Source organism: Lactiplantibacillus pingfangensis, from assembly GCF_005404945.1.
GTDB classification, from domain to species: domain Bacteria; phylum Bacillota; class Bacilli; order Lactobacillales; family Lactobacillaceae; genus Lactiplantibacillus; species Lactiplantibacillus pingfangensis.
Genome location: NZ_BJDG01000009.1, coordinates 46465 through 58725, shown reverse-complemented (window position 1 = coordinate 58725; position 12261 = coordinate 46465). Strand labels below are relative to the sequence as shown.

Sequence of the window (12261 nt, the reverse complement as noted above, 5' to 3'; positions counted from 1 at the left end):
TCTAGCATAGCATACTCACGCGCCAGTTCTAATTAAGACCACTCAAAAATAGTTTTATAGCCAGTCTAATGCTGTAATCAGTGGGAATTTTAAGCCTTCACACTTTTCTCGAAATGACAACTTCAAAAGTCGCGATAAGCCTGTTAATTATAATAACTACGCTAACGTAATATTTCAAAACAATTACATGTCACAATATTGTAAAAATATAATTAAGGTACTAGACTATCCCTGTATCAATGAAAGTGTTAGTTAAGGGGGATTCTAGATATGAAAAAAATCAAAACATTACTCGCAACCGTTGCTTTAGCTTTACCCATTGCCGTGACGCCATTAGCGCCTGCCGCGACTTTGCTGGCAAACGCCGCCACAACTAAGACCGCTCCGTCAACTACTGAGACCTTAGTGGCCGCCACGACCGTCGCTAAAACGACCTATCACGCTGCAAGAACTGGCGTCCCAGTGTATCAGATTGCTTTTGCCGCAGATAAATCAGTCGCAACCTTAACGCCAACAACTAAAACTGTCGCAACTAAAACGACTTACAGTACCACTAAGACGGTTGACCTCTCAACCGGTAAAAAAGACGCCAAATCAACCACGTATGTCTTGCTTAAAACTAGTCATGGCACGCTCGTCGGCTGGGTCAAAGCGGCTAGCCTGACCAAAGGTGCTTACCTTGCGCCTAAAGCCACTGTTGCCACCAAGGAATCTGTCAAAAAGACAACACCGCAAAAAGTCACCGTCAAGGCTACGCCCAAGCAAGCGACCGCAAAAAAGGTCAGCCAGAAAGTAACGCCTAAAAAGGTTACCAAAAAAGACAGCGCCAAGACTAAACACACCGCTAAAAAGACTACCGAAAAAATCGTGCCAACTAAAGCAACTTGGTTGTTACTCACCAAACGCACAACTCCAGCCAAGAAAGCCTATACACCAACTAAGACAACCCCTTATTACCGCGCAGCCTTCGCCGCAGACCGGCCAACTGTCAGTCTAACAAAGGCTGGGACGCTAAAAACTGGGACAGCTTATCGGGCAACCAAAGCCTTCTACGCCAAAACTAGCGCTAAAGCGACCGCGCACGAATACGTTTTGTTAACCGGCACGGGTTGGACTAGCACCGCCAATCTCAAAACGGCTAAATAAACGATTGATTTAACTCATGATCGGCATAAGAAAAAACGACCTCGTTTTTGACAACGAGATCGCTTTTTTTAACTTAAATTTTAATCAAATAACTTCTTAGTAGCTTTCATCAAGGTCTTAGGATCCTTGTCGTAACGTGGTGTCTTGACCAAGTTCTCCATTGGAACCCCAGCAAAGTGATAAGCAGCAATTTCACCAGAACGAACCGCACTTTGTTCCGTGAAGATCATTTGATAAGGTTGTTCTGCAAATTCACCAGTGAAGGCTAAGTTAGTTGAATGCTTTGGCAATACTTCTGGCCGGTCAGTCTTGGCACGGTTGTTGAATAATGCTGAAGCATATGGCATGTAAACTGGAATATTATTGATGATGCTGTCCATGATTTCCTTTTCCTTATCCTTGATGTTGCCAGGACCAGGATCAACCTTGGAGAGTTGACCAATTAATTCTTGTGCCATTTCCTTACCAGTCATCTTAATGTATGGCTTGTGAACGAACTCACCTTGACGCCGTGGATAGAGGAAGTAGCCCCAAAGGACGGTTTCATTAGGATTTTGGGTGGTAAAGTGTGGTTGATGATGAACCACGATCGACATGTTAATATCCTTTTGATTCAATGGCGTGATTGGCGTCGTTGATAAGAAGGAGTTCAACGCGTTCCCAGGTTCCTGAGTCGTAATCCGCACGATTTCGTTTAAGAACAGATGGTCCTTAGTCGTTAACGTGAAGCTGACCCATTCACTAGCACTCCGGTCATTGAAGAATTTGTCTGGCGTCCCTAAGTTATAGAAGCGTTCAGTTGCTTTCTTCCAAAGGGCGGCAGAAATCCCATATTCCATGTTTTCTGGCGCTGGTGTGTTGTAATCACCCATGGTTGCAGAGTCGGTAATTGAACCATTGGTGAAGATAACGGCAGTGTCATCGTCAACTTCAACATCTTCAACTTCACCGGAATCAACATCTTTAACTTTCAAACCAGTTACAGTGATTTCGTCTTGCATCGCCGTGTCTTTAAACTTCCAGTCTTCCACAATCTTGTTGTCGATGAAAGTGACATTTTGGCCTTGTAAGTACTTGATCAATGGTTCGATCATACTTTCAAATTGGTTGTAACGGGTCCGGTTAACCCCAACCAAATGTTCAATTTGTGTGAATTCATAAATCATTTGATGCATGTAACGACGTAATTCTTGTGCAGAGCTTTGTGTTCTGAACGCGAAAGTCGTTTCCCACATGTACCAGAAATTTGTCTGGAACATGTGTGGATCTTCTTTGAAGTAGTCGGCGATTGAAACGTTGTCGAGCTTTTCTTCTTCATTGTCTGGCATCAAGATTAACTTCGTCAGTAATTCGCGGTCTTTATTGTTAAAGCCCATCTTGCTGGCATTAAGAATCCCTTTACCACCTTGTAATAAGCGGGCTTTGTCAAAGGTCCGGTGCTTCGAATCGAAGTCCCGAGTATCTTCGGCTGCCGTCATTCCTGGTTCCGTCACTGATGGAATCCGGTCCAACACATCCATTAAGTCCACATAAGTCCGGTAGTTTAACATCCGGCCACCACGAGCCACATACCCGGTCGTGTTTTCCATTGGATGATTCTTGTTCCAATATTCATTGGTAAAATCAGTGGTAATCCCACCATCATTGGCACCGTGCATATCAACACCATAGAAGGTAATATCTTTACCATCCCAGTGACCATCTTGAATTAAATAAACCGCTGAAGCCATGTTTGATAGCCCAGAACCAATCATAATTGCTTTACTTTTAACCATAAATAACGCCCCCAAATTCGGTTTTTGTTAACGCTTACAGGTTCATTATACAACTTGGATACCAATTGTCTAGTTTGAACTGAAAATTTTTCAGAATTTTCATAGCATTGCCGTTAGATCAGACTTTGGCCTACTCATAAATTTAATAATAAAACGGGTTACCAGCAGCTAGGTCTAGTATAATTGACGTTGCTAGGAGTGAAACCAATGACAACTTATTTAATTTTTTCCGATGTTGATGGCACCTTAATGATCAACCATACCCAACTGACGGACTTGACCAAACAGACCCTGCATCAGGTTATGACACTCGGTCATCAATTTTATATTGCCAGCGGCCGCATGTTACCACTTGCGCGTGAAGCTGCCAACCAAGTTGGTGGGCCCGTTAAAGTGATTGCAGCCAATGGTGCCACCTTTGAACAAAATAACGAACTCGTCACCACCTATCTCACCGCGGAGCAACTCGATAAAAGCTACGAGATTGCACTTGGTTATAATTGTAAGATCTTTTTCTTTGAAACGAATCGCTTATATTATACCGGCGATGAGGTGCCTTATGCCAAATATGCTGCCAAAGCCAACGTGTTCAACATGGCAGACTTACATTCGCTCCCGCTAATTGGACCCGAAATGTTACCTAACTTGGCTGGGCATGTGACTAACGCGATTGCATACGGTCAACCGGCTGATTTAAACTTGGTTCGCATCGCCTTAGCACGACAAACCAACTTAAACTTAGCAAGTTCGAACGACAATAATTTAGAAATTATCCCGCATGGTATTGATAAGGCCACTGCCATCACCGCCATCCAAAACGCAACCGGCATTGATCGCGATCACACGATTGTTTTTGGTGACGGCCTAAACGACTTGGGTATGTTCAAAGTCGCCAAATACAGCGTCGCGATGGGTAATGCCGATGATGTGTTAAAGGAAGCGGCGCATGCGATTACGTTGCCCAATACACAAGATGGCGTTGCCGTTTACTTACGGGACTTCTTTAATTTAACGGATTAGACGGCAAAAAGCTCGTCAGTTGACTGATAATTAAGTTAGTTTGTCAGTACTTTAAAAATCATTACCACTTATTAAGAAATTTATTGCGTCATCATCTAGGAGGCACTTTTTGAACCATGACTCAGCTAAGACCGGCAATTCGCTCACTGCTCGGATTGCCGCGTTAATTTTTAGTTTAGTGTTAAACGCTTGTGGGAATGCTTTATGCATCACCTCAAATGTTGGTAGTGGGATTTGGACCGCATCGGCCGTCAATATGCACGAAGCATTCGGCCTAGATGTCGGGGTGTTGCTCTTTTTGATTGGCTTAGCTAACACCATTACGAATCAATTTCTCATCCGGCGCTTGGATATTAAACGTTTTATCGGTGAAATCATTTTCGTCTTATGTTTTAGCTACTTTGTCGATTTGTTTACAATCGCGTTTACAACCATTGGTCTGCCAAGCTTACCGTGGTTTGTGCGGCTGTTAATTTCACTCTTAGGCGTCTCAACTTTCTGTGTCGCGATTTCAATTTACCAGCGTGCCAATATTTTTATGCATCCGAATGATGACACGACCAATATTTTACGATTTATGTATCTAAAAGGTAACGCGACCGCTTCACAGTTAATTGACTTCATTCCGCCAATTGTGATCATGCTAGTCACGTTCACCATCACGCACCGCGTGGCTGCCGTCAATATTGGGACTTTCTACTCATTCTTAATGAATGGGGTGCTGATTGCTACCGCTGATCGCCTAGTTTTCCCAAAATTAGTGCACAATTTTAAAGTTAAACGAGATTAAAAAACGAGTCCGGAAAATCCGAACTCGTTTTTTTGACCAATCATTCAACTTTAACGAATGGCACCCGTATATTGAAAGGCATCCGAGCTGGGGTCCTGTAGAAAGGCTCTCAAATCAGTCATATTCTGGATGGTCGCTTTGCCAGACTTGGCTAACATCACGTTAAATGTCCCGTCAGCCAAGGTTTCAGCATAATAGGCGACTGGAATGTCTAATCCAAACGCGGTACCCGTTTCCCAAATTGTCCCTGTGTCAAAATCATCAATCACGGCAACAACTAACTGCGCTTGTTTTAGATGAGCAACATTATCTGCAAAAACCGCATTCCGATCAGCTTCAGTCGCATCCGGTGTTAAATCAATCCCATCTAAACGTGGGCTATAGTAAGTCAGGCCTAACTCATTCATGAGCTGCTCAATTTTGGCCAGCCGTTCTGGTTCTCCAGCGGTAAACCATGGTCCAGCCAAATAAATTGCGGGCCGAGTGCTTTTAATTCGTGGTGTCATTTTAGCTAACCTCTCTCAATATAATCTCTTTTCATCCTAGTCGTTATCATCTGATAAGCGCAAGGCTTGCTATCAGACCTAATTATACGCGAAAATTCGAAAAAAAAGCGAGCCAAGCCAGTAGACTTAGCTCGTCGAATATTTTATTTCGTACTTAATTGACTCAATTCATTAAAATCAGCATCCGATAAAACCACATTCGCAGCGGCAACATTGTCTGCCAAATGGTCAACAGAACTCGTTCCTGGAATTGGTAAAATTGCCTTGGAACGTTTCAACAACCAAGCTAATGCAATCTGAGCAGGACTGACTTCATACTTTTGGGCCATTGTCGTTAAGGGACTCCCGGCTTGGGCCAATTTTCCAGTCGCAAGTGGGAACCATGGCAAGAACGCCATCTGTTGTGATTCAGCATAAGCGAGCACATCGTCATCATGATGGTCGGCAACGTTATACAGATTTTCAATCGCATCAATTTTGGCCACTTTTTGGGCTTCCTTGATTTGATCAACCGTGACCTGACTTAACCCGATGTGTTTGATCTTACCTTCATCTTGTAGCTTTTTCAATTCGCCAACTTGCTCAGCCACTGAAAAATGGCTGTCAATTCGATGTAAGAAGACTAAATCTTCATGATCCAAACCAAGCGTCATCATAGAGACTTCAACTTGCTGACGTAAATAGTTAGGCTCACCATGTGGCGTCCAAACATTCGGACCTTGACGCGTCTGACCAACCTTATCAGAAATAAAGATCTGATCCCGATTAGCGGCACCCTTTAAGCCGGCTGCCAAATAGCGGTCAGCAAACCAAGGGCCATATGAGTCCGCAGTGTCAAAAAAGTTAATGCCATAGGCCAAAGCCTGTTTGATCACTTTGATCCCATTTTCAGGGTCACTGTAAGGTCCCCATGTACCAGGACCTGTAAGTTGCATCGTGCCATAACCCAACCGATTAATTTTAAACGTCTCGTCAAATGCATAGGTTCCCGCATTTGCCGCATTAAGTGTTGTCATCAAATCGCTCCAATCATTAATGAATTTTCATTACTAACCTAGTGTAGCGCCTTGAGTCAGGTCGAGGTCAATTATTTTGTTCATGACTTGGCTTTAACTTTGGCTTGCTGTTTAGACCGGGTTGGATCACCGACTAAGGTTAATAACCCGACTGCGACTAACACGACGACTAAAACTTGGATAATTGCCATTACTGTTCCCTCCGCTTTAAATCTAAGATAGTTGCTAGTTTACTGGCTTCCACCAGCTCGAAGGCAAGGGCTAAGTTTCAAAAACCGCCATTAACTTTGTCGCGTCAATGGCGGTTTGGTTTAATCTGGCATTAAAATTAATTTGGCTTTAGTGTGTCCGGTTTCTACCCAATGATGGGCTTGGGCTGCCTTTGAAAATGGCAGAACCTGATACTCATCATCTAATAATCGTCCTTGGCCCATTAGCTGATTGACAATTGTGCCAGCCGACTGTAACTGGGCCAAACTGGCATGACTAATAACAAAGCCTTGAATCTGTTGCTGTTGCATATACAGTTGGCGAACATCAAACGTAAACTGATTGCCCGTTGGCTCCGTGATTAGACCAATGCGACCACCTAAGCCTAATAAATTTAAATTAGTTTGTAGCGCAACTTTGCCAGAAGTATCAATAATCCCAGCAACCCCCTGCGGATACTGTTGCGCAATGGCTGCCGCAAAGTCCCCACGATAATCATAATTTTGCTGACTGCCTAAAGTCGCCACCCGATCAAAATCGCGCCGATTCATAGTCGCTAAGACTTGAATCCCCAATGCATGGGTCACTTGAACCAACTTCGTCCCCACATGCCCCGCCGCACCTTCAATCACGACCGTCTCACCAGCATGCAACTTTAAAACTGACTTAATCAAAATCACCGCGGTCGCTGCTGAATGCACTGCCGCAATCAATTGTTGTGGCGCAACATCAACCGGTACTGGAAATAGCCGGTCAGCTGGAATCGCGGCTAACGCACTGGTCACTCCTGGTCGTCCTGCGTCCTGCATACCCCATACTATTCGTCCAGACCAATTGACCAGCTTCAAACGCCGTTACGGCTGAACCGAGTGCTTGTACCGTCCCCACTGCATCACGACCGATCACGGCTGGCAATGTCAACTCAGTTTTAAAGGCACCACTACGCACAAACGTATCAACGTGATTCACCGCAACTGCTTGAACTTTAACCAGCACTTCATTAGGTTTAATCACTGGATCTGGTAAGTTGCCAACTTGAATTTGCTGGTAAGACCCCGTTTTTGTAATATAAGCTGCTTGCATTTGTAAAAGACCTCTTAATCATAAATTGATGTATGCCGTTGCAAGACGCCACCACATAAGGCCAGTAACGCTGAAAAACCCATCGCTAGCCAGATGACTAAATTCCACCCAACATGACTGCCGAGCCAGCCAAAAATCACCGGCCCAAAAGCGGCTAACAAATAGCCTGCCGATTGCGCCATCCCTGACAAGTCAGCTGTTTCAAACCCGTTAGTCGTTTTTTGCGTGAAGAACACCACCGCTAAACTAAACGCGGCACCAGACCCTAAGCCTAGTAACACAGACAGCACAACAGCCAGGCCAAAACTTAACCCGGGCAATAAAATACCAGCCGCACCGGCGATGAACCCCACCCCAATTACCGCAATCATCGTGATCACGCCACTTCGTTTGCCAGAAGTTGCTGGCACTAAAAAGGACATCGGTAACCCGCTCAATTGCATAATCGTCACCAAATTACCCGCAACGACTACGCTAAAGCCATGGGCGACAAAAATTGTTGGCAGCCATGTTAATAACGAATAGTAAACTAATGCTTGTAGGCCAAAGAAGGCCGTCACCACCCAGGCTAACGGTAACCGCCAGACACTCGGATGATCGTCCGCTTGTACCTTGTTCGCAGTAGCAACTGGTGCGCGATGATTATATTTCAAATTAGGTAACCACAGGACTAAGTTAATCAGCCCAATAACTGATAAGATCGCTAAGGTCATGGGTAACGACCAATGTGCCGCCATCATTCCCGATAAGCCGGTCCCAAGTGACCCGACAAAGACCATTGAGAGTGTATAACCACTCGTTGCAAGTTCAATGCGTTGCGGAAAATTATCTTTGATGATAGCTGGAATCAAGACATTCCCACCATCAACCCCAATGCCGACGAGTAATGTCCCCACGAATAATAGTGCGATTGATGGCACGACACGGATATAACTCCCAACTGCCAGAACGATCAACATGAGATAAATCGTCAACTCATTCCCGAATCGATGACCTAGACGGGCAATAACGGGCGACATGATGGCGAATGTTAATAGTGGTATCGTCGTAATCAGTCCCGCCATTGAGCTCGGTAACCCCAGTGTGTGCCGCATCGCGCTAATCAGGCCTGGCATCATCGTAATTGGTAATCGCATATTGGTTGCCGCTAACACCATGCCTAAAGCAAGATAGCGACTATGCTGATGTGTTTTCGTCATTGAACTATCCTTCCCCCTATTTATTAGTTCGATTAATGTCGAACTAAGAAGCTTAAAATCACAGGGTTGCTAAGAACCCTGGTAAGTAACGATCAAAAGTCGCTAGCTGTAGCGATAAATATTTAGTTTGGGCAACTTGGCGCGTATTGGTTAACCCAACCACCCGTAATGCTTTAAAATGATACGACACCGTCGACTTGCTAATGTTCAATTGTGCCCCCACTTCGCTGCAAGTCATTTCCCGATGTGTCTGATAAAGCACCCGAATGATTCGTAACCGATTTTGCTCAGCTAATGCCTTAAATATTGCCACACGTCGCTGATCTTCAGCGGCTGAATTTGCTTGTTCGATATTCATGAAACTAACACTAAACATCTTCCGAAAAAAAGTCAATATAAAAATGGCTAGTCGTTAACTTGACTAACCATTTTTCTCACTAAGCCGTTCGTCGATTGTTTTTCCAAATGCCTGGCACCAACCATAGAATCAACACCAAGTTAATCAAGAGGACAATTGCGGTTAAAATAAACACCGAATTGTAGTCGAAAATACCCGCAATCACACCACCAGCAAACGCCCCAACCATATTTCCGATTGCTTGGAAAGATTGGTTGTAACTAAAGATCGTAGACGTCAAATGAACCGGGGTGTTCTTGGTAAGCATTGTTTGAATTTCTGGAAATAATGCCCCGTCCGAAATCCCAATGGCAAATCTCAAAAATCCTAAGACCACCACGCTGGAGACTAACCCTTGTGGGAAGTACATCACCACTGCAAAGATATAGCCAAATAACAACACGCGACCCGAACCATGTTCATCACCATATTTACCTAATCGTGGGGCAGCGATGATATTGGAAATACCCGGCAGTGCCGCAATGATGCCGGCCACCACCGTGATTGGGCCGACATTATGCATTAATTGCTTCACATACAAACTAATAATTGGCGCAATTGAAGCATTCCCCATTTGCACAATCATCGTAGAACACAACATCATAATAATCAAAGTTGGATTTTTAAATGCTGATAATGGGTTACGGCTCTCACCCGGCTGACGATGATGTTCAACTGGTTTAAAGTGCTCTTGGACAAAGACTAAGCTTAATAAGAAAGCTAACATCAATAGTCCCGCCGTAATAAAGAAAGTATTCCGAATTGAGAAAAGCTGAGCCAAGACACCACCAATTACAGGGCCAAAAAGTTGACCGCTAACGGCCCCAGTAATCAAGGTGCTCAGCGCACGACCGCTGTATTTACGCGGCGTTTGTGAGGCCACTAACGCCTGCGCATTCGAAATAAAGCCCGCAAAGACCCCTTGTAACGCTCGTAAGGCGACTAATTGCCACACACTAGTGACAAAGCCCATCAGACCCATGGCAACCGCCATACCTAATGAGGCCCGAAGTAACATAATCTTACGGCCCTTTTTATCCGCAACAATTCCCCACAATGGCGCAGAAATAGCCGCAATCGCGTAATCCGCCGCATATGCTAAGCCACTGTAGAAGGTCACTTGTTGCTTGCTAAAATTACCTAGTTGGCTCACAAATAATGATAAAAATGGCATGATTTCACTAAAAGCCATCCCGGCAACGAACGTACAAAACCATAAAACGATTAAATTACGATGCCACGGTCCGCGCTCACGTTCTGCGTCGTCCACGAAAGTCATCTCCAAATTAAAGTCCAACTAATTTTCAGTAAGTAGTTGGCATGTCAACAGCTTATCACATTTTCGCGGCTTAGTAGTCCCTTAATTTAACAATCGGGACGACTGCTGTAAATTTTCAGCTCATATTTCCCGGGAAATATCTCAGATCGTTGCCAGTTAATTTCAAAAAAAGACGTGACTAGCCAGTGGCCAATCACATCTCCTCAACAACTTTAAATCAATTTTTGCAACACATCTGGATTCAGATTTGCGCCATTCGATGCAATAACTTGCCGGTACCAGTAAAAACTCTTTTTAGGAATCCGTTTAAAGTCGCCTTGCTGCTGATCATTGCGGTTGACGTAGATGAAGCCATAACGTTTTTCCATTTGACCAGTTCCAGCCGACACCAGATCGATGCAACCCCAGGGCGTATAGCCAATCAGGTCCACCCCGTCGTCAATCGCGGCATGCATCGCTTCGATATGTTCTTTCAAATAAGCAATACGGTAGTCATCATTGATTTGCCCTTCTGCAGTCAGCTCATCGCGGGCGCCGAGACCATTTTCAACAACCATGACCGGTACGCCATAGCGACCGTAGACATCGTTTAAATAAACCCGTAGGCCAGTCGCATCGGTGCTCCAGCCCCACTCACTGTATTTCAAATAAGGATTCTTCGCACCAAACGTCATATTGCCGGCTGATTCCGCCTTCGCAGGATCAGCAGTTCGGGCATTAGAAGAATAGTAGCTGAAGGAATAGAAATCAACCTTACCTGCTTTCAAAATTGCGGTATCTTCGGGTTCAGTTTGCAAGTGAATATGATGTTCGTCAAAGTAGTGCTTGGCAAAATAAGGATAAGCGCCGCGAACTTGAACATCCCCACAGAACCAGTTGTTCATCGCCATCTCTTGTTGGTTCAATAAGACATCCGCCGGTGCTGGCGTTAACGGGTAACTCAGACTACCCGCAATCATACAGCCAACCCAGTTGTCGGGATTAATCCGATGGGCCAGTTGAACAGCTTTCGCACTCGCTAAAAATTGATGATGTAAGGCCTGGAAGCAATCTTGACGGGTGGCATCCGTCATTTCACCGCCAAACATTGATTCACCGTCTTTTAACGGTAAGCCCGCACCAACATAGCCGCCCATCATAATTAAAATATTAATTTCATTAAATGTCAGCCAGTAGTGAACGAGATCTTTATAGGCCAAGAAGATCGTCTTGCAGTATTTAACATAAAAGTCGATAACCCGCCGATCCAACCAGCCATGGTACTTTTGGGTTAAATGATAAGGCGTTTCATAATGAGAGATTGTGACAATTGGTTCGATGCCATAATCGCGACATTGTTCAAAAATCTGACGATAGAAATCCAATCCGGCTTGGTTTGGTTCTTCATCGTCACCATTTGGGAAAATCCGCGTCCAGGCAATCGACATCCGATAAGTGTTATAGCCCATTTCGTGCAATAATTTTAAATCCTCGCGCCAATGATGGTAGAAGTCACTGGCCTGATGCGATGGATAGTATGTGTCTGCTTGTAATGTCGCGGTATAATGCCGTGGCGTTTCAAATGTTCCCCCTGTTACCATGTCGGCGGTGCTAGGGCCTTTGCCGTCAACGTTCCAAGCACCCTCGATTTGATTAGCGGCAGTCGCGCCACCCCACAGAAATCCTTTGGGAAATGCTGTTGTCATTCCAATCACCTTTTCTAACTTGATAAAAACTACTCTTTTTAAATGTATACGCTTACATTTACATCATACCGATTATTTGCAATGGTTGCAACACATTGTTTGCTACCTTCTAGCTTAATCGACCACCACTTGGCGACTTTATAGATCGTTGATTT

At 44.5% G+C, this 12261-nt stretch carries 10 protein-coding genes and 1 pseudogene; 3 read left to right on the top strand and 8 right to left on the bottom strand.

The genetic code is table 11. From position 1 onward, the window contains the following. Positions 1-270: 270 nt before the first annotated feature. The gene (locus FFM74_RS05785) at positions 271-1146 is read left to right on the top strand and encodes a hypothetical protein (RefSeq protein WP_137625689.1); all 876 of its coding nucleotides are present in this window, start codon (positions 271-273) and stop codon (positions 1144-1146) included. An 80-nt stretch (positions 1147-1226) separates the two neighbouring features. Here FFM74_RS05785 and FFM74_RS05780 read toward each other — a convergent pair whose 3' ends face one another. Then, a complete protein-coding gene (locus FFM74_RS05780) occupies positions 1227-2921 on the bottom strand; it encodes an oleate hydratase (RefSeq protein WP_137625688.1) in 1695 nt (564 codons plus the stop codon). A gap of 207 nt (positions 2922-3128) precedes the next feature. Here FFM74_RS05780 and FFM74_RS05775 point away from each other — a divergent pair, with 207 nt between their 5' ends. Together FFM74_RS05775 and FFM74_RS05770 are read left to right on the top strand one after the other, a co-directional pair. Next, positions 3129-3941 carry an HAD family hydrolase gene (locus FFM74_RS05775; RefSeq protein WP_137625687.1) on the top strand — a complete coding sequence of 271 codons (813 nt, stop codon included), beginning with the start codon at positions 3129-3131 and terminating at the stop codon, positions 3939-3941. 109 nt (positions 3942-4050) lie between these two features. Beyond that, on the top strand, positions 4051-4731 hold the full coding sequence (locus FFM74_RS05770) for a DUF6198 family protein (protein WP_464411784.1): 681 nt from the start codon (positions 4051-4053) through the stop codon (positions 4729-4731). Positions 4732-4781: 50 nt separating this feature from the next. Here the strand turns inward: FFM74_RS05770 and FFM74_RS05765 are convergent, their stop codons facing one another. The 7 genes and pseudogenes from FFM74_RS05765 to FFM74_RS05735 form a co-directional block, all read right to left on the bottom strand. Further along, the gene (locus tag FFM74_RS05765) at positions 4782-5237 is read right to left on the bottom strand and encodes a nucleoside 2-deoxyribosyltransferase (protein ID WP_137625686.1); all 456 of its coding nucleotides are present in this window, start codon (positions 5235-5237) and stop codon (positions 4782-4784) included. 143 nt (positions 5238-5380) lie between these two features. Beyond that, positions 5381-6253, bottom strand: a complete 873-nt coding sequence (locus FFM74_RS05760; protein WP_137625685.1) for an aldo/keto reductase — start codon at positions 6251-6253, stop codon at positions 5381-5383. 311 nt (positions 6254-6564) lie between these two features. Beyond that, positions 6565-7546, bottom strand: a pseudogene (locus tag FFM74_RS05755) (alcohol dehydrogenase catalytic domain-containing protein). A 14-nt stretch (positions 7547-7560) separates the two neighbouring features. Continuing rightward, entirely contained in the window at positions 7561-8745 is a 1185-nt protein-coding gene (locus tag FFM74_RS05750) for a CynX/NimT family MFS transporter (protein ID WP_137625684.1), read from the bottom strand. A gap of 58 nt (positions 8746-8803) precedes the next feature. Then, positions 8804-9103 (bottom strand): ArsR/SmtB family transcription factor, encoded by a 300-nt coding sequence (locus FFM74_RS05745; protein WP_171000661.1) that lies wholly within the window; start codon positions 9101-9103, stop codon positions 8804-8806. A gap of 79 nt (positions 9104-9182) precedes the next feature. Further along, entirely contained in the window at positions 9183-10412 is a 1230-nt protein-coding gene (locus tag FFM74_RS05740) for an MFS transporter (protein WP_137625682.1), read from the bottom strand. A 221-nt stretch (positions 10413-10633) separates the two neighbouring features. Next, positions 10634-12106: a glycoside hydrolase family 1 protein gene (locus tag FFM74_RS05735; protein ID WP_137625681.1), complete on the bottom strand. Its 1473-nt coding sequence runs from the start codon at positions 12104-12106 to the stop codon at positions 10634-10636. Positions 12107-12261 lie beyond the last annotated feature (155 nt).